Source organism: Acidobacterium sp. FHG110202_01, assembly GCF_059115305.1.
In genome coordinates, this window is record NZ_JBZYWJ010000008.1 from 266,783 (window position 1) to 290,067 (window position 23,285).

The 23,285-nt window shown below is 57.0% G+C and carries 25 protein-coding genes; 15 read left to right on the forward strand and 10 right to left on the reverse strand.

Annotated features, from left to right (window positions below; translation table 11 throughout):
* Positions 1–36 precede the first annotated feature (36 nt).
* Positions 37–357: an Asp-tRNA(Asn)/Glu-tRNA(Gln) amidotransferase subunit GatC gene (gatC, locus tag AC5S16_RS17795; RefSeq protein ID WP_493931450.1), complete on the forward strand. Its 321-nt coding sequence runs from the start codon at positions 37–39 to the stop codon at positions 355–357.
* Positions 357–1,811, forward strand: a complete 1,455-nt coding sequence (gene gatA / locus AC5S16_RS17800; RefSeq protein WP_493931451.1) for an Asp-tRNA(Asn)/Glu-tRNA(Gln) amidotransferase subunit GatA — start codon at positions 357–359, stop codon at positions 1,809–1,811. The genes gatC and gatA overlap by 1 nt, the downstream gene beginning before the upstream one ends.
* A 160-nt stretch (positions 1,812–1,971) precedes the next feature.
* Here gatA and AC5S16_RS17805 read toward each other — a convergent pair whose 3' ends face one another.
* Positions 1,972–3,138, reverse strand: a complete 1,167-nt coding sequence (locus AC5S16_RS17805; protein WP_493931452.1) for a hypothetical protein — start codon at positions 3,136–3,138, stop codon at positions 1,972–1,974.
* 298 nt (positions 3,139–3,436) lie between these two features.
* The gene (gene typA, locus AC5S16_RS17810; RefSeq protein ID WP_493931453.1) at positions 3,437–5,248 is read right to left on the reverse strand and encodes a translational GTPase TypA; all 1,812 of its coding nucleotides are present in this window, start codon (positions 5,246–5,248) and stop codon (positions 3,437–3,439) included.
* A 242-nt stretch (positions 5,249–5,490) separates the two neighbouring features.
* Between typA and AC5S16_RS17815 the strand changes: the two genes are divergently transcribed.
* Entirely contained in the window at positions 5,491–6,216 is a 726-nt protein-coding gene (locus tag AC5S16_RS17815; protein ID WP_493931454.1) for a hypothetical protein, read from the forward strand.
* A gap of 230 nt (positions 6,217–6,446) precedes the next feature.
* On the opposite strand, the gene AC5S16_RS17820 is transcribed toward AC5S16_RS17815, so the two are convergent.
* The 3 genes from AC5S16_RS17820 to AC5S16_RS17830 all read right to left on the reverse strand — a co-directional run bounded on the left by AC5S16_RS17820 (position 6,447) and on the right by AC5S16_RS17830 (position 9,638).
* A complete protein-coding gene (locus AC5S16_RS17820) occupies positions 6,447–7,718 on the reverse strand; it encodes an ABC transporter permease (RefSeq protein ID WP_493931455.1) in 1,272 nt (423 codons plus the stop codon).
* Between the two features lie 82 nt (positions 7,719–7,800).
* Positions 7,801–8,643: a hydroxypyruvate isomerase family protein gene (locus tag AC5S16_RS17825; protein WP_493931456.1), complete on the reverse strand. Its 843-nt coding sequence runs from the start codon at positions 8,641–8,643 to the stop codon at positions 7,801–7,803.
* A 68-nt stretch (positions 8,644–8,711) separates the two neighbouring features.
* Positions 8,712–9,638: a VOC family protein gene (locus tag AC5S16_RS17830; protein ID WP_493931457.1), complete on the reverse strand. Its 927-nt coding sequence runs from the start codon at positions 9,636–9,638 to the stop codon at positions 8,712–8,714.
* A 360-nt stretch (positions 9,639–9,998) separates the two neighbouring features.
* On the opposite strand from AC5S16_RS17830, the gene AC5S16_RS17835 reads away from it, so the two are divergent.
* Positions 9,999–10,571: a CDP-alcohol phosphatidyltransferase family protein gene (locus tag AC5S16_RS17835; protein ID WP_493931458.1), complete on the forward strand. Its 573-nt coding sequence runs from the start codon at positions 9,999–10,001 to the stop codon at positions 10,569–10,571.
* 236 nt (positions 10,572–10,807) lie between these two features.
* Here AC5S16_RS17835 and AC5S16_RS17840 read toward each other — a convergent pair whose 3' ends face one another.
* Complete coding sequence (locus tag AC5S16_RS17840) at positions 10,808–10,963, reverse strand: hypothetical protein (protein ID WP_493931459.1); 156 nt, start codon at positions 10,961–10,963, stop codon at positions 10,808–10,810.
* A 278-nt stretch (positions 10,964–11,241) separates the two neighbouring features.
* On the opposite strand from AC5S16_RS17840, the gene AC5S16_RS17845 reads away from it, so the two are divergent.
* From AC5S16_RS17845 to AC5S16_RS17895, 11 genes are all read left to right on the forward strand, one after another.
* Positions 11,242–11,718 (forward strand): RrF2 family transcriptional regulator, encoded by a 477-nt coding sequence (locus AC5S16_RS17845; RefSeq protein WP_493931460.1) that lies wholly within the window; start codon positions 11,242–11,244, stop codon positions 11,716–11,718.
* 32 nt (positions 11,719–11,750) lie between these two features.
* A complete protein-coding gene (locus tag AC5S16_RS17850; protein ID WP_493931461.1) occupies positions 11,751–13,007 on the forward strand; it encodes an IscS subfamily cysteine desulfurase in 1,257 nt (418 codons plus the stop codon).
* Between the two features lie 93 nt (positions 13,008–13,100).
* Positions 13,101–13,520 carry a Fe-S cluster assembly scaffold IscU gene (gene iscU, locus AC5S16_RS17855; protein WP_493931462.1) on the forward strand — a complete coding sequence of 140 codons (420 nt, stop codon included), beginning with the start codon at positions 13,101–13,103 and terminating at the stop codon, positions 13,518–13,520.
* Between the two features lie 128 nt (positions 13,521–13,648).
* Positions 13,649–14,032 (forward strand): HesB/IscA family protein, encoded by a 384-nt coding sequence (locus AC5S16_RS17860; RefSeq protein ID WP_493931463.1) that lies wholly within the window; start codon positions 13,649–13,651, stop codon positions 14,030–14,032.
* 77 nt (positions 14,033–14,109) lie between these two features.
* Positions 14,110–14,796: a Fe-S protein assembly co-chaperone HscB gene (hscB, locus tag AC5S16_RS17865; protein WP_493931464.1), complete on the forward strand. Its 687-nt coding sequence runs from the start codon at positions 14,110–14,112 to the stop codon at positions 14,794–14,796.
* 15 nt (positions 14,797–14,811) lie between these two features.
* Positions 14,812–15,234 carry a tautomerase family protein gene (locus AC5S16_RS17870; RefSeq protein ID WP_493931465.1) on the forward strand — a complete coding sequence of 141 codons (423 nt, stop codon included), beginning with the start codon at positions 14,812–14,814 and terminating at the stop codon, positions 15,232–15,234.
* Positions 15,235–15,299: 65 nt separating this feature from the next.
* Positions 15,300–17,192, forward strand: coding sequence for a Fe-S protein assembly chaperone HscA (hscA, locus tag AC5S16_RS17875; RefSeq protein ID WP_493931484.1), 1,893 nt, complete (start codon positions 15,300–15,302; stop codon positions 17,190–17,192).
* An 8-nt stretch (positions 17,193–17,200) separates the two neighbouring features.
* Positions 17,201–17,635, forward strand: a complete 435-nt coding sequence (locus AC5S16_RS17880) for a 2Fe-2S iron-sulfur cluster-binding family protein (protein ID WP_493931466.1) — start codon at positions 17,201–17,203, stop codon at positions 17,633–17,635.
* Complete coding sequence (gene iscX, locus AC5S16_RS17885; RefSeq protein ID WP_493931467.1) at positions 17,635–17,853, forward strand: Fe-S cluster assembly protein IscX; 219 nt, start codon at positions 17,635–17,637, stop codon at positions 17,851–17,853. Before AC5S16_RS17880 ends, iscX begins: the two co-directional genes overlap by 1 nt.
* A gap of 105 nt (positions 17,854–17,958) precedes the next feature.
* Positions 17,959–18,246, forward strand: a complete 288-nt coding sequence (locus AC5S16_RS17890) for a type II toxin-antitoxin system RelE/ParE family toxin (protein WP_493931468.1) — start codon at positions 17,959–17,961, stop codon at positions 18,244–18,246.
* Positions 18,247–18,262: 16 nt separating this feature from the next.
* A complete protein-coding gene (locus tag AC5S16_RS17895) occupies positions 18,263–18,553 on the forward strand; it encodes a HigA family addiction module antitoxin (RefSeq protein ID WP_493931469.1) in 291 nt (96 codons plus the stop codon).
* Positions 18,554–18,603: 50 nt separating this feature from the next.
* Here AC5S16_RS17895 and AC5S16_RS17900 read toward each other — a convergent pair whose 3' ends face one another.
* From AC5S16_RS17900 to AC5S16_RS17915, 4 genes are all read right to left on the reverse strand, one after another.
* The gene (locus AC5S16_RS17900) at positions 18,604–19,731 is read right to left on the reverse strand and encodes a helix-turn-helix transcriptional regulator (RefSeq protein WP_493931470.1); all 1,128 of its coding nucleotides are present in this window, start codon (positions 19,729–19,731) and stop codon (positions 18,604–18,606) included.
* A 426-nt stretch (positions 19,732–20,157) separates the two neighbouring features.
* The gene (locus tag AC5S16_RS17905) at positions 20,158–20,604 is read right to left on the reverse strand and encodes a YraN family protein (protein ID WP_493931471.1); all 447 of its coding nucleotides are present in this window, start codon (positions 20,602–20,604) and stop codon (positions 20,158–20,160) included.
* A gap of 44 nt (positions 20,605–20,648) precedes the next feature.
* Positions 20,649–21,740: a PI-PLC domain-containing protein gene (locus AC5S16_RS17910; protein ID WP_493931472.1), complete on the reverse strand. Its 1,092-nt coding sequence runs from the start codon at positions 21,738–21,740 to the stop codon at positions 20,649–20,651.
* The gene (locus AC5S16_RS17915; protein ID WP_493931473.1) at positions 21,737–23,218 is read right to left on the reverse strand and encodes a CehA/McbA family metallohydrolase; all 1,482 of its coding nucleotides are present in this window, start codon (positions 23,216–23,218) and stop codon (positions 21,737–21,739) included. The genes AC5S16_RS17910 and AC5S16_RS17915 overlap by 4 nt, the downstream gene beginning before the upstream one ends.
* Positions 23,219–23,285 lie beyond the last annotated feature (67 nt).

Below are 23,285 nucleotides of genomic sequence, written 5' to 3' on the forward strand. Positions count from 1 at the left end.
TCTCTCGCTATACTTTTGAAGAGAGATTACATGCCTATGAGCGGAACTGGAACCGTATCGGTTGAAGATATGCGGCGTGTGGCTGAGCTTGCAAACCTCGAGCTCTCCGCCGACGAAGAGACGTGCATGCTGCGCGACCTGAATGCCATTCTCGGCCACGTCGCGCAGATGAATGAGCTGGACACCTCCAGCGTGGAGCCGATGGCGCAGGTGAGCCAGGTCATCGACGAGGAGCAATCGGAGACCTACCTGCGTCCTGACGAGGCACAGCCGTGCCTTGACCGCGAGCGCGTAATGGCCAATGCGCCGGAAACAGACGGAACCTTCTTCAAAGTCCCCAAGGTGATTGAACGGTAATGACAGTCGAGACCGCAGTGTCCAGGCCTCTTTCGATTGGCGAAGTGCGCCATGCCATCGAATCCGGCAGCAGCAAAGCAACTAAGCTCGCCGAAGCCGGCTTCGAGCAGATCAAGGCGCGTGATCCACAGATTCATGCCTTTCTCTCTCTGAGCCGCGAACGCGCACTTGAACAGGCGCAGCGCATCGATGATCTTGCCACCAAGGGTGATCCGCTGCCTCCGCTTGCCGGAGTCCCGGTTGCCATTAAAGATGTGCTGAATATCGAAGGACAGCCGGCTACGGCAGGATCGAAGATTCTCGAAGGCTACACTGCACCATACACCGCGACTGCCGTCGAGAAGCTTGAAGCCGCGGGTGCGGTCATTCTGGGCAAGCTCAACTGCGATGAGTTCGCCATGGGCTCGTCGAATGAGAATTCCGCTTACGGCCCGGTGCACAATCCACATGCCCTCGATCGCGTGCCCGGTGGATCAAGCGGCGGCTCGGCAGCAGCCGTTGCTGCGGGCATGGCCGTGGCTGCTCTGGGAACAGATACAGGAGGCTCCATCCGTCAGCCGGCATCCTTCTGTGGAGTTGTAGGAATTCTTCCTACTTATGGGCGTGTCTCGCGATATGGACTGATCGCCTTTGCATCGTCCCTGGACCGCATCGGGCCTTTTGCCGCCAATGTCCGCGACGCCGCGACTGTGCTTGGCGTGATCGCAGGGCACGATCCTCTGGACGCGACTTCTTCTCCGCTGCCGGTTGCCGATTACGCTGCCGATCTGGACAAGGGCGTTGCCGGACTGACGCTCGGCGTTCCGTCCGAGTATTTTGCCGAAGGACTCGACGCCGAAGTGCGCGCTGCGGTCGAGCGTGCGATTGACCAGCTGCGCGCGGCAGGCGCGGCCATCAAGCCCATCTCGCTGCCGCATACGCGCTATGCCATCCCCACGTACTACGTCATCGCCACGGCGGAAGCCAGCGCGAACCTCGCGCGTTTCGATGGCGTGCGCTACGGATTCCGAGCGCCGGATTCGAATACGCTTTCCTTGATGTATCGCCGCTCGCGCGATCTGGGATTTGGCCCTGAGGTCAAGCGCCGCATCATGCTTGGTACCTATGCGCTCAGCGCGGGCTACTACGACGCGTACTACAAGAAGGCGCAGCAGGTGCGCCGTCTGCTTACGGAAGACTTTTTGAAAGCCTTTGCGGAAGTGGATGCCATCGTGACGCCGACTGCTCCTACGCCTGCATTCAAGCTCGGAGAAAAGGTGGACGATCCGGTGTCCATGTATCTCGCTGATATTTACACCGTCACCGCGAGCCTGGCTGGTATTTGCGGATTGTCCGTGCCTTGCGGAAAATCCTCTGAGGGACTGCCCATTGGATTGCAGATTCTGGGCAAGCACTTCAACGAGGCAATGACATTGCGGGTAGCGCAGGCGGTTGAATCGCTGCAGTCAGCTTGAAAAATCTCCATCCGCAGCCATTGGGCATGTTGCGAAGGCTGGTGCTGCAAGCTGGAGCCGTACTGGCGGCACTGGCGCCGGTATACTTTCTCGGTCTGTAAATAAAAACCCCCTGGCATTCCGCCAGGGGGAAGTTACTTCTCTTCAGTGTGGTGAATTCTTAGACCAGCTCTTCACCGAGCGCAAACTGCAGCTCGCGTGATTCGCTCCAGGCCAAGCGCAGTCCACCGGACACCGGACGGATGCCCATTAACCTTACGGCCTGAAGCATGACTTTCAGGTATGTCGGCGGTTCATTTCCAGGCCAGAGTTCGCGCAGTGACCGGATAACGCCGTTCGCGTCAGGATGATAGACGCGCTCATCCCAGCGGCGCGAGCCCTGCGGGAATTCCGGATAGTCGCGGATCGCATCCAGTGTTGATTCAAGAATGCGGTGTTTCCACGGCTCAGCATATTGCGGCATGAAGAGCACATGGCTGCGGCCTTCGTAGCGAACCTCATGGACAAACTCAGTAAAGCTGGTCGCATGGGACAGGTTCACATTCGCGTTCGGCTCAATGCCATGACGGTCTCCGCCCGAGATGAGCAGCTTGTTCCACTGCTGCGCCATCTTCTTGACTTCGCGGTTTTCCTGCCAATGACGCAGTCCGTTCAGCTCAAGCGCGTGCATGAACTCGCCGTTGACCTTCATGAAGTCATCGACGCGCTGGCAGTGCTTTGCCTGGCCGATCAGGTAGAGGTCCCACATGGGGTGGTTGAAGATGATCAGGACATTGGGCAGCTCGTGCAATGCCGAGAGAATTTCGGTCAGCTGCTTCTCATCCGGATTGGCCGTGTATTCCTCGAAGATCCTCATCCAGGAAGCGCCCGATTCGCTGGGCAGGTTATGGATGCCGAGATGGAAGGCCTGGTCGCCGCCGAAAGGAGCGCTCCATTCCACCGATACTGGAATATGCCGCGCTGAAGCTACTGTGCGCAGCAGCATGGGAGCTTTGATGTTGTCGTGGTCGGTGATCGAGACCAGCGGCATCAGCCCCAGCTTCTTTTCAATCTGTTTGTTTTCAAGATCAAAGGCGAGGCGCGGTGTCAGAGGCGGTGTCCAGTACGCGGCCGCATAGTTGACCGGCGTATTGTGGCGCTCGCGCGACCGGCGCTCAGCCATGCGCAGAATAGGCCGCATGAAACCGTATTGCGCGCCCAGGTTGGCGAGAAAATCCAGAGTCTCTTTCGATTGATTGGTATGACTGTGCAGGGAAACACCCGTCGTGTAGCCTTTGGCTGCTTCCGAGTCTTTCCATAAGTACGAGATGCGCTTCAGTGCAGTCATGTTCCCCCTCCTGGCACCCCCCGTCATAGATACCTCTTATGCCGGGGTTTACGGGATTCTCGTCCTGCTGCTGTCAGTATCAATTTGCACCATGAATGCGGCATTACGGATACAAGAAAGGAAGGTCAATTCGGTGGGTGGAATCACCGTTGGTAATGCCGGATGTGGTTAGTGGGAGAAGAGCGCTGGTGAGCCGAAATGCTTTGCTTTGCAGTAGTTATTGGGAACAGTGAGCGCCGTATCGGGAGGATGCGGCGCTCCAGGAACCCTGGGTAAGGTTTGCAGTCGGATCAAACTATCAGGCGTTCGCGTAACGCTTTGGCCTGCGGTTTGCCTGCAGAATTTTCTTGCGCAGGCGCAGCGACTTCGGCGTGACCTCGACCAGCTCGTCGTCAGCAATGAACTCAATCGACTGCTCAAGGTTCAGCAGGCGCGGCGGAGCAAGGCGGATAGCATCGTCGGCGCTCGACGCGCGCATGTTGGTGAGCTTCTTTTCGCGAACGGCATTTACGTCAAGATCGTTGTCGCGCGAGTGTTCGCCGATCACCATGCCCTCGTAAGCTTCAGCTCCTGGTTGTACAAAGAGCACGCCGCGATCCTGCAGGCCATCAAGGGCATAGGCTGTGACCGTGCCTGCTCGGTCGGCAATGAGCGCTCCAGTCATGCGCTGCGGAATCTCTCCCTGGTAGGGCATATATCCGTCGAAGATCGAGTTCATCACGATCGTGCCGCGCGTCTCTGTCAACAGCTCGCTCCGCAGCCCGATGAGGCCGCGGCTGGGCACGCGAAATTCAAGACGCACGCGGCCTGAGCCGTGGTTGTGCATCTTGACCATCTCGCCCTTGCGTGGCCCCAGGCGCTCAATGACCGTTCCTACGAAATTCTCCGGAATGTCGATGGTGAGGTGCTCGACCGGCTCCATCACCTTGCCGTCGATGGTGCGCGTCACGATCTCCGGGCGGCCCACCATCAGCTCGTAGCCTTCGCGGCGCATCATTTCGATGAGGATGGCAAGCTGCAGCTCGCCGCGCCCGAGGACCTTGAAGGCATCCGGGCTGTCCGTATCTTCAACGCGGATCGAGACATTGGTCAGCAGCTCTTTTTCCAGGCGCTCGCGCAGGTTGCGCGAAGTGACAAACTGGCCCTCGCGTCCGGCGAAAGGCGAGTTATTGACCGAGAACTGCATGGCGATCGTCGGCTCGTCGATGATGATCGGCGGCAGCGGCGCAGGATTTTCGATGCCGGTGATGGTTTCGCCGATGGTGATCCCTTCTACGCCGGCAATGGCCACGATGTCGCCAATCTCGGTGGCTTCGATGTCGACGCGCTTCAGTCCGGCAAAACTGAAGAGCTTGGTGATGCGTGTCTTCTGCATCGTGCCGTCGCGCTTCGAGATGTTGACCTCTTCGCCGTTCTTCAGCGTTCCGTTGAAGACGCGCGCAATCGCGAGGCGGCCCAGGTAGTCGGAGTAATCGAGGTTCGTAACGAGAATCTGCAGTGCGCCTTCCGCATCGCCCTTTGCCGGAGGGATGGCGCTCAGAATCGTCTCAAAGAGCGGTTGCAGATCGGTCCCGGGAGTGGCAACATCGGTGGTCGCCAGGCCCAGTTTGCCGTTGGTGTAAAGCACAGGGAAGTCGAGCTGGTCTTCGGTTGCATCAAGATCGATGAAGAGGTCATAGACCTCGTTCAGAACTTCCTGCGGACGCGCGTCGGGGCGGTCAATCTTGTTGATGACCAGCACCGGCGGCAGCTTGGCTTCGAGCGCCTTCGAGAGCACGTAGCGCGTCTGCGGCAGCGGGCCTTCCGAGGCATCGACCAGAAGAATCACGCCATCGACCATCTTGAGCGCGCGCTCCACTTCACCGCCGAAATCGGCGTGGCCGGGCGTGTCGACAATGTTGATCTTCGTGTCCTGGTAATAGATGGCCGTGTTCTTGGCGAGGATGGTGATGCCGCGCTCGCGCTCGAGGTCATTGGAGTCCATCACGCGCTCGGCAACGGCTTCATTGGCGCGGAAGGTGCCCGCCTGACGCAGCATGGCGTCCACGAGCGTGGTCTTGCCATGGTCGACGTGGGCGATGATGGCGATATTGCGAATCGTGGTGCTCATGGGCGCAGATGTCCTCTTCTCTTCAAAAAACGTTCAGAAATTTCACGGAGTGCCGAAAGGCAGACGGGTCAGCTGAACTTATTTCCTTCCCTTAGTTTACCAGCAGACGCGATTCCTGTTGCGATACCGGCTTTTTGCGGGCAACGCTGATGCGGTAATTGCTCTTCCCACAAAAAGGGAAAGAAAAGAACGGAGAAAGAACGAAATCAACAAACGAATCAGACGAATAAAGGAGTCTGCTTATGAAGCAAACGTTGAGTGCGTGGGTATTGAGCACGTCCCTGATCTTTGCGGCAAGTCCCTTACTTGCGCAGGACGCTGCGGATGCGTCTCAGACGAAATCGATTCAACTGGTGGGAGCGCGCGCGGAGCTGAGTAAGGGCATTGATGCCAAGAAAGCAAAGCAGGGCGATCCGGTGGCCGCCAAACTGCAGGATCCCGTTCAGATTCCCGGCTCAAACGAGTTGCCGAAGAACACCATTCTCGTCGGACATATAGACCAGGTGCAGCCTTCGCAGAACAAGGGCGATTCCACCGTCCAGGTCACGTTTGACAAGGCGCAGACGAAAGATGGGCAGCAGCTTCCCATTAAGGCGACGATTATCCAGATTGCGCCGCCAGCCAACGCAATGATGAATCAGCCAAGCGCAGGCGGTGGCGGCTCTGCGATGCCCAGCTCACCATCGCCTTCCGGAGGCGGTGCAAGTTCCGGCGGGTCGAGCGGCAGCAGCGGCGGTGGCGGGATGCAGTCCTCTCCGGCTCCCAGCATGGCGTCAAGCATGCCGTCATCAGATTCCTCTCAGCCGCAACAGCCTCAGCAGGGCGTTCCCGGAGTCGATCTGAAGAGCGACGTCCATGACCAGAACTCAGGGACTTTCACCTCAAAGGGGAAGAATGTCCATCTCATGGATGGCACACAGATGCAGATCGCGCTCGCGGTGGTCCCGCCGAATACGCAGATCAAGTAGCAGGGTGCAGAGCACAGCGCTCAGGGTGCAGGGCTCAGGGCCCAGAAAAACAGGGTGTAGCGTTCAGAAAAACATGTTGTCATCCTGAGCGAAGCGTAGCGCAGTCGAAGGACCTGCAGTTCCGCGTCGGTAGCCAGGAAAAAGGGTGCCCCATCCTGTCGCGTAGTTTGTGACAGGGTGGGAAAGCAACCAGCCAGACACAGGTCTCAACCCCTGAGCGCTGTACGCTGTTACTCGTACTTGAGCGATTCCACCGGATCAAGCTGTGCCGCGCGGTTGGCGGGGAGCGTTCCGAAGACGACTCCGACCAGTGTCGATGTGACCAGGGCAATCACCACCGACCAGGGAGAGATCGGAATCTGGAAATCAGTAAAGATGCGCGCGGACAAGGGAAGCGCAAGCCCAAGCAGCGTGCCGACAATTCCGCCGGAGAGCGAGATGAAGACCGCCTCCACCAGGAACTGAAGCTTGATTTCGCGCGCCGTGGCCCCCAGTGCCTTGCGAATGCCGATCTCGCGAATGCGCGAGCGCACTGTCGCCAGCATGATGTTCATGATGCCCACGCCGCCCACCGCCAGTGTGACCGCGGTGACGAGTGTAAGCACAACGGTGAGCCCGTTGGCGATCTTTCCTGCTGTCGTCAGCAGTTCAGTCAGCGTATTCGACTTGTAAACCGAATTCTTCTGGTGCCGTGCGCTGATGACATTCACGATCTGTGTCGCGGCATCTTCCACATTTTTGTCTCGGATCGTGAAGAAGATCTGTTTCACATTGTCGGTTCCGGTAAAGTAGCGTCCTACCGAGTAGGGAATCAGGATGGTCTGATCGGCAATCTCCGACTGGCCGAAGGTGTCCACGCTCTCTTCAAAAGTGCCGATGATGGTGAACGGCATGCCGCTGATCTGAAAATTCTGATTGATCGCCGCATCTTCGCTGCCGAACATCTCCCGGGCAAATATTTTGGTGACGACCGCGGCCTTGGTATGGCTGCTCTCGTCCTCATCATCGAAGAACCGGCCGGAAAGCACCTTAAGGTTGCGCACATCGCGGTACTGTGGGCTTACGCCCAGTACAAGCAGTTCTTTCTCAACCCCATTGATGCTGATGCGGTCATGCATCTCGAGCATGGGCGACGAGTACAGAACCGTCGGGACCTGCTCGACGACCGCGCGCTCATCATCGAGCGTCAGATAATCATTTTGAAAATTATTGACCGAGCCGGTTCCTCCGCCTGAGTACTCGACATAGACCATGTTGGTCCCAATGCTCTCGAGCAGGTGGAGAATGTACTCCTTGCCGGTGAGGCCAATGGTCACAACCAGAATGAGCGACGCGGAGCCGATCACCATGCCCAGCGCGGTAAGTGCGAAACGCATCTTGCTCGCGCGGAAGCTGTCGATCGCAAGGCGGATCACCTCGCTCAGAAGCATGGTGCGCCGGGCGCTGGCCAGCGTCTTTTCAAACGATGCTCGTGGCGAAATGCGTGTTGCGACCGGGTTCATACAGGCGTTCCAGCTCGTCTCTTCATGTTACGCGCAAACGTATGAACCTGCCCCTGATCTGCGCAGGGCCGGGTGCCGGGTTTTACACGTCGCAGAGATCGACAGCTTCTTTAAGAGATGTCAGCGGATCGCGTTTGGGAACAAATTCGTGCGCCACATAGCCGGTGAAGTTGAGATCGGCAATGGCCCGCATTACGGCTGCATATTGGATCTCCTGCGTGTCATCAATTTCGTAGCGGCCGGGCACGCCTCCGGTATGGAAATGACCGAGAGTATCGATGTTTTCGCGAATGGTCGCGATCAGGTCCCCTTCCATGATCTGCATGTGATAGATGTCATAGAGCAGCTTCACGCGCGGCGAGTTGACTTCATGCATCACACGCGCCCCCCATGCAGTGTGGTCGGCCATGTAATCGTGATGGTTACGTTTGCTGTTCAGCAGCTCAAGACAGATGTTCACGCCGTTGTCTTCCGCGATCTTCTTCAAGCGATTCAGCCCGGCGATGGTGTTGCGCGCGCCTTCCTCATCCGACATGCCGCGTCGATTTCCGGAGAAGGTGATGACATTGGGCACTCCGGCCTTTGCCGCGATGGGGATATTTTTGCGAAATGCTTCTTCGATGGCTGCGTGATTCTCAACGCGATTGAGCGCGTCAGGAATCGTGCCTCCTCCGGCATAGCCCATGGTGCAGATGAGCCCGTAGCGTCGCGGCACTTCGAATTCCGCGACATCGAGCAGATCGATGCCTTTGAGTCCGATCTGCACAGCATAGGTACAGAGCTGATCGAGGGGAATCTGTTTATAGCACCAGCGCGAAACAGACTGATGGATACGGTTCTTACGCGGGGTGGATGGCGTTTGCGGCATCTGTGCCACCATAGCGGCTGCGAGGCTCGACTTCAAGAATGTGCGGCGGTCAGGCATAGTTCCTTTTTAAGGCTGTGATCCTGAGCATAGCGAAGAGATTTGTCACTACGCTCAGAGCGCGGGCGTTATTTTTCCGATGGCGATGGGTTCGGCGCAGTGAAATCCGAGCAGCAGGGCTTCTGCACATTGGAGAATTCCATGTACTCCAGGCGCGTCTGGTCGGGATCAAAGAGGTTGAGCTGCCACTTGCCGTCCTTGCCAACCTGCGTGTGGTCGTTGGGACCGGAGAGGCGATTGGCCGCCTTGAGCGTGTCGAACGTCTTCTGCATGCTGACGACGCCGATCGAGAAGTGATTCAGCACGCCGAATTGTTTTTGTGAGACATCCTGAATGCCGCCGCCGGAAGGGCCGCTGGTGAGCATATATTCAAGCCAGTCGTGGCTTTCGGGGGTCTGCTGCGAGACCCAATCGATCTTGTCAGGCTTCATGCCTCCGAACCAGTAAGGCTTGAAGTCGAGGATGGCACGGTAGAAGGTGTCCTCTTTTTCGCGGCTGTGCACCAGCATGCCGACGTGAATGATGTGATTTCCAACGAGATTCGGTGCATGGACCGGCCTGGGATGCGCCGGCGGCTGGACGAACTGCACCGTGTTGCCTTCAGGATCCTTCACATCAAACCAGCGGCTGCCGTCGCTTGCTTTTTGCACTGCGGCAGGAGCGTCGACGCCCTTCGCTTTGAGATAGAGCCGGAGCTTCTCGGCATCGGCAGTTTTGTATGCCAGATGATCGAGGCGGTTATTGGACGACTTGTCCGCGAGCGGAAGCACTTCCACAAACTGCGTGCTGTTGATGTAGTAGCGAGCGCCCTGCGGGTTCTCCGGATCGGGGCGTTTTTCGCACCCGACGATATCTGCATAGTAGTGCTGCGCCGCCGCAGGGTCAGCGGCGTAGACGGAGATGTGTGAGATGCCCGTCAGCGGCGGGCGCGAAGGAGCAGACTGCGCGGAAACGATCGAGCAGGAAAGAAGCAGAAATCCAATCGCGTATTTCATCGGCTACCAAGATACAGGGTGCAGCGCTCAGCGTACAGGGCGCAGGGCACAGAAAACAGCGTTCAACGTACAGGGCACATGGCGCAGGAAAAATTAGTTTGTCATCCCGACCGGAGTGCGGAGCACGGAGCGGAGGGACCTGCAGTTCGCATCGTCAGCCACAAAAATGGGTGCCCCAGGTTCGCGGAGCTAACCTGGGGTAGTTGCATCGACAGCAACAGACATGCATGCCCATTCTCGTCCTGCTTGGACGAAAGGGGGAAGCAAGCAACCAACCGTGCCGCAACAAATCCGCACGCTGCACCCTGTCCCCTGCTTTTCCTGTAACATCAAAACTTTGTAGCGCACTATTGAGCACGCATGAACGCATTCCGGGCCACTCCGAATCATCTGACCTTTCTGCGGCTCTGTATCATCCCTTTCCTGGTGCTGGCCGTGTTGGACGGCCGCTTCCGCATTGCATTCGCGCTCTTTGTCGTTGCCGGGATCACTGACGCTCTCGATGGCCTGCTGGCGCGCGTGCTTCACCAGCGGACGGCGCTCGGCCAATACCTTGATCCGGTTGCGGACAAGCTGCTGCTAAGCACTCTCTTCCTGGTGATGCATCATGAAGGACTCATCTCCCGGCGCGTGACCGTATTGGTTTTCGGTCGCGACCTTGGAATCCTGGCCGTAGCAGCGATCCTCTATGCCAGCCTGGGAATCCGTGACTACCGCCCCAGCATTTTCGGCAAGGCAAATACTGTGGCACAGATTCTGGCCCTGGCGGCCGTCCTGCTGGCGCGGTTCTATGCGCCCATATGGGTACTCTTTATCCGGCACTGGTCGCTCCAGGCGACGATTGCCCTGACCGTCATCTCTGGCTTCCACTACGCATGGCGTGTGGCATGGCGGCTGGGATCGCCTTCGCCGGACATGGCACACAGGGCCTAGGCACAGGGCTCAGATCTCAGGGCACAGGTCTCAGAAAAAACAGGGTACAGCGTGCAGCGCTCAGAAAAACATGTTGTCATCCTGAGCACAGCGAAGGACCTGCTTTCAGCATCGGTAGCCACGAAAACGGGTGCCCCAGAGCCTGCCCTGAGTGAAGTCGAATGGGTTTGGCGAAGCTAACCTGGGGGTGTTTGCTGAAATCTTCCGCTGTCCAGAAATAAATCTGAGCCCTGAGCCTACTCCTCCTCATCCTCGGCAACCTGTTCTTCGATAGCCATGTCCTGGAATTCATTCGAGTCGAAGACTTCGCCGCAATCCAGGCATTCGACGAACTCGATATCATCTTCGCGTGCAACGACGCGTACTCTAGGGTGTTTGCAGGGATCGCTCATGGGGTGTTGGGTAGTATTCGATAACAGGTGATATCGGCAAAATTTTATCCGGACAACCGATGATGTCAATCCGGAATCACGTAAATCCTATGCAAAAAGGTACGCGGAGAGCTAAAGTTGTGTTCCCGGCTGGCCTCTCGATCTGCCTGGGGCCTCCATCTCTAGATAAAAAAGAGCTTGATGAATTTTTATCAGAAGATAATTATTATTATTTACGAATCCATTGAATTCCGACCCCAGCGGTCGTATACTTGGACCAGCAGAATGGCGGCAAATCAGTGCTGAGACTGACCAAAAAAGCGGACTACGGATTGATGGCTCTCAAGTATCTTGCTGAGCATCCGGAGGCGACGGCGATGAGTGCAAAGGATATCGCCGAGGCTTATCATATCCCTGCGCAGCTGCTTGCCAAGATTCTGCAGCGGCTGGCCAAGGTCGGCCTGATAAAGTCACATGCCGGCATGAATGGCGGTTACGCCCTGGCCAGGGACCCCCGCCATATCTCTGCTTTTGAAGTGATCTTCGCCATCGATGGGCCGTTGTTCATCACCTCCTGCTTTACTCAGGAGGGAAACTGCGACCTGACGAACAGCTGTACCATCAAAGAACCATTGGCGCGCGTAAATGAAACGATTTCAAGCGTACTCAAGAACATTCATATCTCGGACCTGGTCGAAGAAGGCCGCAGCCGCACTGTACGCGAGCTGGTGACCATCCGCACGGCGTCGGGCGAAAAGATTTTGCAGGCGATATAAGCAACACAGGAAGTTTGAGGAGAAGAGGAATAATGAGCAGCGTAGTGGAGACCAACATCCCCGTGCCGGCAGGCGTGAAGCTGCCGATTTACATGGACAATCACGCGACCACGCCGCTTGACCCGCGCGTGCTGGACGCGATGATGCCCTTCTTTACCGGCAAGTTCGGCAATGCCGCCAGCCGCAACCACTCCTTTGGATGGGAAGCTGAAGCCGCAGTCGAAGACGCGCGCGCGCAGATTGCCAAAATCATCGGCGCCACGGCAAAGGAGATCATCTTCACCTCCGGCGCGACCGAATCGAACAACCTCGCCATCAAGGGCATCGGCGAGATGTACCGCGAGCGCGGCAACCACATCATCACGCAGGTCACTGAGCACAAGGCCGTTCTCGACACCTGTAAGCGCATGGAGAAGGCCGGCTTCCGCGTTACCTATCTTCCCGTCAAGGCTGATGGCCTGATCGACCTCGAAGACCTGAAGCGTGCCATGGATGACAAGACCATCCTGGTCACGATCATGTACGCGAATAACGAAATCGGCGTGCTGCAGCCGGTGGCCGAGATCGGCAAGCTCTGCCGTGAGAAGGGCGTGATCTTCCACACTGACGCAGTGCAGGCAGTCGGCAAGGTCCCGGTTGACGTAAATGCGATGAACATCGACGTGCTCTCGCTGTCCGGGCACAAAATTTACGGCCCCAAGGGCGTCGGCGCTCTCTATGTCCGCCGCCGCAATCCACGCGTGCAGATTTCCGAGCAGATCAACGGCGGAGGCCACGAGCGCGGCATGCGTTCCGGCACGCTGAATGTTCCCGGCATCGTAGGTCTGGGCAAGGCCTGCGAAATCGCCGCAGCTGAAATGGAGAGCGAGGGCAAGCGGCTCTCAGGGCTGCGCGACAGACTGAAGGCAAAGTTTGAAGCTCATCTCGACTTCATCCACGTCAACGGCTCATGGGAGCATCGTCTCCCGGGCAACCTGAACATGAGCTTCGTTCACGTGGAAGGCGAGTCGCTGCTGATGGGCATCAACGATGTTGCAGTTTCCAGCGGATCGGCATGCACCTCGGCGACGCTTGAGCCATCTTATGTATTGAAGGCTCTAGGATTGGGCGATGACGTGGCCCACAGCTCGATTCGCTTCGGGCTGGGCCGCTTCAATACTGAGGCTGAAGTGGACTACGTGGCCGACAAGGTGATTGACATTGTGCAGAAGCTGCGCGAGCTTTCACCGCTGTACGAGATGGTGAAGGAAGGCATTGACCTGACCAAGATCGAATGGCAGGCGCATTGATCGGTTGTTATCCTGAGCGCAGCGAAGGATCTGTTTTCTTCCGCTTCGACTCAGTAATGAAATCAGAATCGAAGAATCAGAGGAGATTCTCACATGGCATATAGCGACAAGGTAATTGACCACTACAACAATCCCCGCAACGTTGGACAGCTCGACAAGTCCAGCCAGGAAGTAGGCACGGGCCTGGTGGGCGCGCCGGAATGCGGCGACGTGATGCGCCTGCAGATCAAGGTGAACCCGGAAACTCAGGTCATCGAAGAAGCGAAGTTCAAGACCTTCGGCTGCGGCTCGGCCATTGCTTCCTCCTCGCTCGCCACCGAGTGGGTGAAAGGCAAGACCGTCTCCGAGGCGCTAGAGATCAAGAACACTGACATCGTTAAGGAGCTCTCGCTTCCTCCGGTCAAGATTCACTGCTCCGTGCTGGCTGAAGACGCGATCCGTGCGGCTATCGGCGACTGGAAGAAGAAGAACGGCGTTGCCGAGACGGCGGAAGCTGCGCAGCCGGTAGCATAATAGTCAGTTCTGCGTAGTTTTTTGAAAGGGCACGGCTTTAGCCGTGCCGCCGGAATGCAGAATGAAGGGGGCTTTAGCCCTGAGGGGAACGCTATTCCGGACTTGGAACTGACAACCGGGGATCAAAGATGAGCACACAGTTGAACGTACTGAACGCCGAAAGCCCGGCGCAGGGCCAGAAGGGCATTCAGGTGACGGAGCGCGCCATCAAGCGCATCCGCATCGCCCTGGCGAAGGAAGGCATCTCGCCCACCGAGGGTGGACTGCGTCTCGGCGTGCAGGGCGGCGGCTGCTCGGGCCTGTCGTACAACGTGCGTTTTGATACGCAGCCGCGCGAACGCGACCGTGTCTATCAGTTCGAAGATGTGCGCGTCTTCGTCGATCCGAAATCGTTCATCTATCTCAGCGGAATGATCCTCGACTACGAAGAGACACTGATGCGGCAGGGCTTCAACTTCATCAATCCGAACTCGAGCAGGTCCTGCGGCTGCGGCTCGTCATTCTCCGCCTAGGCATAGCCTGTCCTGAGCGGAGCCGAAGGACGCCTTGCGGCGCAAAAAATGCGAGCAAACTAGCTAGAGCATTTTCGATGCAAACTGTGGAACAACAATCCGTGAAGACGGCATGCTGGTCGTGCGGCTCTGCTTTGACAGCCGGACAGCCCTTCTGCGATGCCTGCGGTAAAGTGCAGGCTCCTACGGCAGGCGTAACCTACTTCGATGTCTTCGGATTGCCAGGGAAGCTGGCGCTCGACACAGCAGCGCTGGAACGCGCCTTCTACAAGCTGAGCCGCAAGCTGCATCCTGATGTGTACGCGCAGGCAAGCGCGCAGGAGCAGCAGTGGAGTCTCGAGCAGACTTCGCTGCTGAACGATGCCTACCGCACGCTGAAGAACCCGATCTCGCGCACCGAGTATCTGCTGAAGCTCGAAGGCGTCGAGATTGGCGAAGAGCATGCCGGCAACGGAAAGAAGGAATCGCGCGTGCCGCCCGACCTGCTTGAAGAAGTCTTCGAGTTGAATATGCAGCTGGAAGAGATGCGTATGACCCGGAAGATGGGCGAAGATGATCCGCAGCTCAGAAGCGACCTCGAAAAAGCGAAGACACAGTTTGAAGGCCAGCTTGCCGATACTGATGCGCAATTGCAATCGCTCTGGACGAAGTGGGACGCGGGAACCGATCCGCAGGACGCAAAAGAAAAGATGGTGACGCTGCTCGATCGCCGCCGGTATGTTCGCAACCTGGTGCGTGACGTAAACGAGGCGCTGGGCTCATAAAAGAGGAGTTTTTGCATGCCGCTGGTTCGTATTTCTGTCTCAGACAAGATGGCGCCGGAGAAGCGCAAAAACCTTCCGCAGGCTGTGTATGATGCCATGCGCGCGGCCATTGCCATCCCCGAGAAGGATCTGTTTGTCGTGCTGACAGCTCACGGCGAAGGCGAGCTTGTGGCCGACCCGAACTTCATGGGCATGCAGCGCACCGATGGATTCACTCTGGTTCACATCACTCTGAGGCGCGGACGCTCGACCGAAATGAAGCAGAAGCTGTACCGCGAAATTGTGCGCCTGGCACAGGAGCGCGCCGGAGTTGCGCCCGACGACGTAATGATCGTGCTCTCGGAAAACGATCTGGATGACTGGTCGTTCGGCAAAGGCGAAGCGCAGTACGTCCTCAACCCTCCCGCGCAGGCGCAGAAAACTGAGGCGTTGGTGTGAGCGAAAACAAACAGGAACGCATTGTTGGCATCGATCTGGGCACTACCAACTCGCTCGTGGCCTTTATGCAGGGCGACCGCCCCGTTGTGATTCCCGGCGAGGATGGTTCGAACCTCGTGCCTTCAGTCGTCGCGCTGGCCGCGAATGATGGTCAGCGTAAATTTGTCATCGGCAATGCCGCACGCGAACATCTGATCAGCACGCCGGAGCGCGTGATCTACTCCGTCAAGCGGTTGATGGGCCGCGGCGTCGAAGACATTCAGGAGGAGCTGAAGCTCTTCCCATTCCGTCTAGCTGCCGATCTCCAGCCCGGAGAAGTGCTGCGCATCCAGCTGGGCAGCGACTCGGACAAAGCCGAGTTCACTCCCCCGGAGATTTCCGCCTATGTGCTGCGCCAGCTGAAGCGCAACGCCGAGCGGTACTTCGGCGCTCCTGTCACGAAGGCCGTGATCACTGTCCCCGCATATTTCAATGACGCGCAGCGGCAGGCCACAAAGGACGCAGGCCGCATGGCCGGCCTCGAAGTGCTGCGCCTGGTGAATGAGCCCACAGCAGCAGCGTTGGCCTATGGCCTCGACCGCAACAAGGAAGGCATTGTCGCGGTCTACGACCTCGGCGGCGGCACCTTTGATATCTCGATCCTCAAGCTGCACGAGGGCATCTTTGAAGTCATCGCGACGAATGGCGACACACACCTCGGCGGCGACGATATCGACAACCTGCTCATCGCCATTGCGATCGAAGACATCAAGGGCGAGCTTGATCTCGATGTCAGCAAGAGCCCGGAGACTGTGCAGGCCATTCGCAAGGCCGTGATCGAAGCGAAGATCGCGCTGTCTTCCGCAGACATGGCGCGCATCAATGTCGATCTCCCCGACGGACGCAAGTACCAGCGCGAGCTTCCCCGCGAGGCCTTCGAAGAGATCATCCGTCCGGTGATCGAAAAGACCATCGGCCCATGCAAACAAGCTCTCAAGGACGCGGGCGTCACTCCGGAACAGATCGACGAAGTTGTCCTCGTCGGTGGCTCGACGCGCATTCCCTCCGTGCGCAAACTCACCGATGAAGTCTTCCATCTGAGCGAACGCGGAAAGAAGCCGCACACAGAGCTCAATCCAGATGAAGTCGTCGCGCTCGGCGCTGCCGTGCAGGCCAATATTCTCGGCGGCGGTTCGAAGGCGACCGAAGACATGCTGCTGCTCGATGTGACTCCGCTCTCGCTCGGCATTGAAGCGCTCGGCGGCGTAGTGGCAAAAATCATCCAGCGCAATTCGACCATCCCCGCTTCGGCGACCGAGCACTTCACCACCGGAGTCGACGGCCAGACCAACGTCGCCATTCATGTGTTGCAGGGCGAGCGCGAACTGGCCAAGGACTGCCGCTCTCTGGCGCGTTTTGACCTGAAGGGCATTCCACCAATGTCTGCTGGACTGCCGCGCATAGAGGTGAAGCTCCTCATCGACGCCAACGGCATCCTGCATGTCTCGGCGCGCGAGCAGCGCTCCGGCAAAGAAGCCGAGATTGAGGTGAAGCCGACCTATGGCCTCACCGACGAGCAGGTCGAGACCATGATTCTCGAGTCCTTCGATCATGCCGAAGACGACTTCCACCAGCGCCAACTGATCGAAGCCCGCAATGAAGCGGATACGATCCTGGCCGCAGTCGAAAAAGCGCCGGCAAATCCGGCATGGCAGCAGCTGGCCGATGAAGAGCGGACGCAGATCGGCCTCCTTAAAGACGAGCTCCATGTTCTGAAGCAAGGCGATGATCTGCAGGCGCTCCGCGCCGGAACCGAGGTTCTGGATAAAGCAACGCGCCACTTCGCAGAGCTGATGATGGACGCCGCAGTTTCCAGCGCAATCAAGGGCGAAACCATGGATTCAGCCGGCGAGAAGCTGGGCGAAGGCCCAACCGCGCCGCATCCATTTGCGCCCGCAGAAATCAGTAAGAGTCAGTAAGGAACAGCATGAGCAATTTGAAGACGAACAACGAAATCGATCTGAGCAAGCCGCCCGCGCCCAACATGGTGCGCGTCACATTTATGCCCGAAGGTAAAACCGTTGAGTTTGAATTCGGCTCCATGCCCTATGACCATCACGGCAAGCCGATGTCGTTCCTCGATGTGGCAGAAAACTACGGCATCTTCCTCGACCACGCCTGCGGGGGATCATGCGCCTGCACCACCTGCCACTTGTGGATCAAGGATGGCGCACAGGGCCTCAATGAAGCAGAAGAAGATGAGCTTGACCGCCTCGACATGGCCGCGGACCTGCAGCTCAATTCGCGCCTCGGCTGCCAGGCTGTCATCACAAAACCTGGCGCTTACGTCGTTGAGATTCCGAAGTGGAACCGCAACTATGTTTCTGAAGGCAAACCGTTGGCATTGGCGGAGGAGAAGTAATGGCGCGCGAAATTCACTGGACCGATGCCGAAGAGATCGGCATTCAGCTGCAGGAAAAATTCCCCGACCTCGACCCGCTGACAGTGCGGTTCACCGATCTGCACAAATACGTGACCGAGCTCGAAGGCTTCGCCGACGACCCGGCACAATCGAACGAATCGAAACTCGAAGCCATCCAGATGGCATGGCACGAGGAATACACGGACGCTTCGCAGTAACACTTCGTGCATGTCTTCGGATTTTTACATGACGCGTTAAGCGTTACTCTCTCCTGCCCAGGAGTTTGCTTTTCTATCTGTTAAGTGGTAGTTTACACTTAACGCATGATCGTTAGTTTCCGGCATAAAGGGCTGGAGAGGTTCTTCCTGACAGATAAGAAAGCCGGTATCAGACCTGAGCACGCCGATAAACTGCGCGAACGATTGACTGTTTTAAGTGTTATCAAGAAGATCAGCGATATTCCAGCTCCACTGGCGAAAGCCTGGGATGTGCACCCATTGAAAGGCGCCCTCAAGAACCATTACGGACTGTCAGTCAGCGGAAACTGGCGAATTACATTTTCGTTCAAAGATGAAGACGTGGAAGTGGTTGATTACCTGGACTACCACTAAGGAGAGAAATTCATATATGAGGATGAAGAATCCTGTACATCCGGGGATCATATTAAAGGCCGCACTCAGTGACATGAATGTCACCGACGCTGCTGAGCGTCTCATGGTGTCACGCACGGCTCTTTCACAGATTCTGAATGGTCATGCAGGTATTTCTGCAGGAATGGCATTGAGATTGGAGAAGTTCTTCGGTAATCCTGGCGAGTTCTGGCTCGATCTGCAAAAGCAGTACGAGTTAGCACAAGCCCGCAATGCAGATTCTGCGAAAATGAACAATATCAGACCGATCAAGGCTGTACACGCCTGACATATTGAAGTGTCGCTAAAACCTCCCCGCCGTCTGATTATTTATTGCCCTCATCGATCCTGGGTCTGCAGTGGAAGCTGCGGCAGGGTCATGAACAGGCGGATCATATCGCTCTGCCGGCTGGTTCCCGTTTTGCTCAGCATGCTTTTCACCTGCTGGCGCACTGTCCCCGTCGATACGCGGCGCAGGCTGGCAATCTCCTGCAGCGAATAACCCATCAGCAGGCCATTGGCCACTTCGGTTTCTGCGGGAGTGAGATCGAAGAGCGCATGCAGCACATCATCAGGAAAGCTCGAAGGTTTTTCCGGATCGGTGACGAGCAGCAGCAGCTCGCCGCCTGCGTGCTTGCGGTGCGTTTCCGGCAACGGAGTGGCTACGAGCTGCAATGGGCGCTTTCCTGAAGCACGTTCCAGCATAAGGAAGCGGCTGGGATGAGACTCCGAAAGCGAGAATGAGGGCGCCGCCACGTCCTGAAACAGTTTTGCCAGCGCGGCATTTGCTTTCCCATCGCGCGCTGTCAAATGGTTATGCACCAGCGTGAGGCCGTCGCCGCTGCGAATCAGAGATTCTGCGGCAGCGTTCGAATGCCGTACGAGGCCTCTCTTCGTCATCACAAATGTCGCCGTCGAGCTGGCATTCGCCATGGCCTCAGCGCTGGCCAGGCGTTGCTGCATCACGCCAAAAACGCGGCGCACTTCAAGTGCCGTCTGAATGTGAGGAACCAGAAGATCGAGCAGCCTGCGTGAGTCGGCATCAATCGGGCCTTCTTCCGGAGTCCGCCACAGACTGATTACATCCAGGCGGCGAACTGAAAGCGCAAGCGTAATGATGGCCGCATGGCGAAGGTTCGCTTGAGAGAGCAATTCCCGGTACATTTCCGTGCGAAGCAGCCCATTATCCGGCAGCAGTTCTTCTTCCGTGAGAACACCCACGGGATTTTTTGTGCGTGCATAACGTATCACTGCAGGCCGGAAGGGGTCGCTCTGCGCGTATTTCTGGTTGTAGGAGGAGACTAGCTCGCTGTCCTGGTGCTTTCCACCCTCCGCCAGAATCGCCAGTCCCGAACGCGAATCTGCGGAGATAAAAAAGCCGCTCCGGGATCCCGTATGTTTGCTTACCAGTGTAAGAAAATGTTGCCACTTCTCCGGCTGGAGAGGCGCAGAGTATAGGGCTTCCAAAAGCTCCGAAAATGCCTCAAGCGAAACCATAATCAACGTGGATCTGGCGCGAACTGGCCGAGCTTATTGGGGGAAATTATTTTGCCATGAAACATATCCCAAATGGGAGATGTTTCGTGTCGTCATGCCTGCTACCTTGCAGATACTCTCCCGAAAGAGGAGCTAGATAGTTCAGCAAGACAATTTCTGCCAACGGAAAACTCGTGCCTCAATACATGCGGTAATGGCAACGAGCGGCAGTGTGACCGCTTCAACATCCATGCGCCTTTGGGTGCAGTAGACAGCAGTAGAGCGTAAACCGATGATTGAAGAATACCTTAGACTCGCCGATGAACTCCTGGATAAATATTCAGATAAATATTTAGGGAATCCTGATTCCCCGGACAGGAGTAAGCGCTTTCCCCAGAGCAATATTTTGATGCCATTTCAGGAGCCACTGAACGCGCCACGGAAGAGCTCAAATTCTGCCGCTCTTTCTTCCTGAAAATAGATTGAGAGGATATCGAAGCGCGTCTGGATCTCGTGGTTCAGTATCTGGCGCACATATTGACGTGCCAGCCTGCGCAGCGTGCGGCGTTTGTCTTCATCTACGGCGGCCTCTGCAGTAGCTACATCGCGCGTGGTCCGCGTCTTGACTTCGATGAAGCAGAGAATGTCGTCCTCCCAGCCGATGAGATCAATGTCGCCACGCAGACGCGCAGAACGCCATCCGCGAGCCACAATGATGTATTTCTGGCGGCGAAGGTAAAAGTATGCCGCCAGCTCCCCGCGTCGGCCCGTGGCCAGGTGTTCAGGCTCTCTGGTGCGCCGGCGTGACGCCATATTGACGAAGGTCTCGAAAAGCCTCAGCCGGGAAGATTCGAGTAGTGCCATGTGCGCTTATTCTTTCGCGAACATGCGCGCACACCCAAGCGGATTCAGCGTCCGGAGCGCTGCCTCGCTACACTTTGGTTTTCCCTGATGAACTTGCCCAGGGCCTCATACTGGTCGCTGGCAATGTAGTCGACGCCGGCCTCGAGCGCAGCGCGCCAGCGGGCTTGAGCAGCGTTGAATGAACCGAAGTTATATCCGTTGAACCATCCGTGACAGCTAAGGTCCTGCTTGTTGTCTACGCCGTCGAGCGTGTAGAAGCGGATCCACAGGCCATTCTGATGCGCGTGCTCCACCAGCGCGCGTAGACGCAGGTTGTCAGCCTTTGTCCATTCGCCGGCCTTGTTCTGGCCGCCCTGCTCGACGACGTTCCATGGATTATTCCACCAGCGGCGGTAATTGGTAGCCTTGCCTGGTTCGAGAATTTCCGGCGCAGCCATCGGGTCTTTTTCATTGGTATGCGCTGAGCCGAAGACAAGCAGCTTCCCGCCAACAGGAGTCTCGCCGTAAAAGACTTTTTCCTGTGCATCCGATTCCCCAGTCAGAACAAGTATCGGACGAACTGTGAGCGGTTCGACTTTGGATGGATCATCAGTGCGTGGAGCTGTCGTAAGCCAGTCGCGGTACTCATTCAGCAGAGCCAGCACGGCGCGCAAATGCTCCGGCTCTTCTGTCTTGAAATCAAGATTGAGCGTAATAAGGGGCCAGTCGCCATGATTGCCTTCGCGCATAGCCTTCTCCACAATGGGCCGCACGCGCTCAAAGAAATACTGCTTCATCGTGGGCTCATGGCCGCTCGAAGGAACGCCATGCGTGACGATGGACCAGGACTTTCCCGTCTTCGCATCGGTGTACCATGCGAGGTCCTGTTCGATCGCCAGCGGTGTTCCTGCAGAGAGCGCGCGGTCAATGCGATCCGACCACCACTCGTAATAGGGATAGCAGTTATGCGCATCCATGAGCGTGCGCGCGCCCGGATGTGCTGCTGTGTCCTGCGCGAAGAGTGTTGGGCTGAAGAAAAGGAGTAATGCTATAGCCAACATCGTAAAATGCAGGTCCTTCGACTTCACTCCACTACGTTTCGTTCCGCTCAGGATGACAATGCTTTGGGGACTGATGTGCATGGAAGAAATTGTCATTTTTTTCCCGAGTAGTTGAGGTAGATCGGGTTGCCCAGCAGAATCAGCTTGCCCTCTGGAGTGATGACGTCAGGACGCAGCCAGTGCTTTTTGCCGTCTGTGGGTAGAGCAAGTGCGATGGTCTGATCGGGTTGCGTGATGTTTGTGGTGAGCGACGCAACGGGCTGCCCATCGAGCATGAAACGAAGTTGCTGATTCTGGCATGCAACGATGTGCGCAGAAATTCTGACAGTGGAGCTTGCCAATGCGGCGAGCGTATCGCCCATCATCGCCTTGTTGCCGCCATCTTCAGCCGTAACATCGAGCAGGCGGTCACGTGTGGCGCTGAGGTCAATAAAGACGTGGCCTTTGCGAATCGCATCGAGCAATGCATTGACCGATAGATCATCCGCATAGACAACGGTAGTCGGTCTGCCGATGGCGTTCTTTTCCGTGGGCGGAAGCTGCGCGTTGTGGTTGTCGCTGCCTCCAATGGCAGTGATGCGGTAGCCCTGGTTGAGATACTTTTCCCAGAAGCTGTTGCCTGAATACTGCCCTTCTTCAGCGCTGCCATTCACTGCTTCGATCACATGAATAAGTCGCGGATCAAGCTGTTCCTTCGGCGTCCAGCCGCAGCCCATGCAGATTTCGCCCGTCGGCGCATTGGGATGATTGATCGACAGAATCGCGTGCATTTTCTCGGCCTGCTCAAAGAGCGACTTTGTCGAAGTAACCGTTCCTACACGGAAATCGATGAATTCCGTCGGGCCGAAAAGATTGGCGTGACCCCAGAAGGTAGTGACTTCGCGCCCCGGGATAAAGAGCAGCTTGTCGAAGTAAGGCTGCATCTCGCGCAGCGCGGCATAGTGTGAGTCAGTGTTGTGGTCGGTAACCGCAATAAAGTCCAGTCCGCGCGAAGCAGCGGTTTCCGCCGTCAGAAAGACAGGGCAGGGAATCTTGCGTCCGCTCTGACTCAGGCAGCTTCCGTCGCTGTGTGCGGTGTGCATGTGCAGGTCGCCGCGAAACCATGCTGGCCCGCTGCGCAGCGGCGTGTATGTGAAGGAAGAACCCGTATCGCTGCGCGTGAAATAGATGTCCGCATGGTAATGCGATGTCACAGACGCGCGAATGTTAGGCACGCCGATGAGAATCTTCCATTTGCCGGGGATGATGGGGCCCGGCAGGTAAGAAGCGGTAGCATTCGATGTGCTGACCGTGAAGGTATCCTTGTTGCCGCCGCTCCAGCCGCGAAAACGCTCCGGATCAAGCAATCCGAGATCGAGCGTGGTGCGCTTGTCTCGTTCGGTGTAATGGAATGTAACTGTAATGGATACGATTCCGGATGGAACATCGAATGGAGCTTCGACATAGGTATTGTTCTGGCTGCCGGAGATGGTTCCATCAAGAGTAATATCTGGTTTGGCAGGAAGCTGTGCGCGGGAAATTGCGGCAAAAAAGAGCAGGACAAAGAAACTGACACCGGAATAGATTTTTTTCATGATGGATGATGACTCGGAGCATAACAAATTCCTGGCTCGGGATGACAACGACGCAAAAGGGCCCGCA

What these genes read in the sequence shown, in the direction of transcription:
- gatC (WP_493931450.1), top strand. Translation starts at nt 37, where the DNA reads ATGAGCGGAACTGGAACCGTATCGGTTGAAGATATGCGGCGTGTGGCT.
- gatA (WP_493931451.1), top strand. Translation starts at nt 357, where the DNA reads ATGACAGTCGAGACCGCAGTGTCCAGGCCTCTTTCGATTGGCGAAGTG.
- AC5S16_RS17805 (WP_493931452.1), bottom strand. Translation starts at nt 3,138, where the DNA reads ATGACTGCACTGAAGCGCATCTCGTACTTATGGAAAGACTCGGAAGCA.
- typA (WP_493931453.1), bottom strand. Translation starts at nt 5,248, where the DNA reads ATGAGCACCACGATTCGCAATATCGCCATCATCGCCCACGTCGACCAT.
- AC5S16_RS17815 (WP_493931454.1), top strand. Translation starts at nt 5,491, where the DNA reads ATGAAGCAAACGTTGAGTGCGTGGGTATTGAGCACGTCCCTGATCTTT.
- AC5S16_RS17820 (WP_493931455.1), bottom strand. Translation starts at nt 7,718, where the DNA reads ATGAACCCGGTCGCAACACGCATTTCGCCACGAGCATCGTTTGAAAAG.
- AC5S16_RS17825 (WP_493931456.1), bottom strand. Translation starts at nt 8,643, where the DNA reads ATGCCTGACCGCCGCACATTCTTGAAGTCGAGCCTCGCAGCCGCTATG.
- AC5S16_RS17830 (WP_493931457.1), bottom strand. Translation starts at nt 9,638, where the DNA reads ATGAAATACGCGATTGGATTTCTGCTTCTTTCCTGCTCGATCGTTTCC.
- AC5S16_RS17835 (WP_493931458.1), top strand. Translation starts at nt 9,999, where the DNA reads ATGAACGCATTCCGGGCCACTCCGAATCATCTGACCTTTCTGCGGCTC.
- AC5S16_RS17840 (WP_493931459.1), bottom strand. Translation starts at nt 10,963, where the DNA reads ATGAGCGATCCCTGCAAACACCCTAGAGTACGCGTCGTTGCACGCGAA.
- AC5S16_RS17850 (WP_493931461.1), top strand. Translation starts at nt 11,751, where the DNA reads ATGAGCAGCGTAGTGGAGACCAACATCCCCGTGCCGGCAGGCGTGAAG.
- iscU (WP_493931462.1), top strand. Translation starts at nt 13,101, where the DNA reads ATGGCATATAGCGACAAGGTAATTGACCACTACAACAATCCCCGCAAC.
- AC5S16_RS17860 (WP_493931463.1), top strand. Translation starts at nt 13,649, where the DNA reads ATGAGCACACAGTTGAACGTACTGAACGCCGAAAGCCCGGCGCAGGGC.
- hscB (WP_493931464.1), top strand. Translation starts at nt 14,110, where the DNA reads ATGCAAACTGTGGAACAACAATCCGTGAAGACGGCATGCTGGTCGTGC.
- AC5S16_RS17870 (WP_493931465.1), top strand. Translation starts at nt 14,812, where the DNA reads ATGCCGCTGGTTCGTATTTCTGTCTCAGACAAGATGGCGCCGGAGAAG.
- hscA (WP_493931484.1), top strand. Translation starts at nt 15,300, where the DNA reads ATGCAGGGCGACCGCCCCGTTGTGATTCCCGGCGAGGATGGTTCGAAC.
- AC5S16_RS17880 (WP_493931466.1), top strand. Translation starts at nt 17,201, where the DNA reads ATGAGCAATTTGAAGACGAACAACGAAATCGATCTGAGCAAGCCGCCC.
- iscX (WP_493931467.1), top strand. Translation starts at nt 17,635, where the DNA reads ATGGCGCGCGAAATTCACTGGACCGATGCCGAAGAGATCGGCATTCAG.
- AC5S16_RS17890 (WP_493931468.1), top strand. Translation starts at nt 17,959, where the DNA reads ATGATCGTTAGTTTCCGGCATAAAGGGCTGGAGAGGTTCTTCCTGACA.
- AC5S16_RS17895 (WP_493931469.1), top strand. Translation starts at nt 18,263, where the DNA reads ATGAGGATGAAGAATCCTGTACATCCGGGGATCATATTAAAGGCCGCA.
- AC5S16_RS17905 (WP_493931471.1), bottom strand. Translation starts at nt 20,604, where the DNA reads ATGGCACTACTCGAATCTTCCCGGCTGAGGCTTTTCGAGACCTTCGTC.
- AC5S16_RS17910 (WP_493931472.1), bottom strand. Translation starts at nt 21,740, where the DNA reads ATGACAATTTCTTCCATGCACATCAGTCCCCAAAGCATTGTCATCCTG.
- AC5S16_RS17915 (WP_493931473.1), bottom strand. Translation starts at nt 23,218, where the DNA reads ATGAAAAAAATCTATTCCGGTGTCAGTTTCTTTGTCCTGCTCTTTTTT.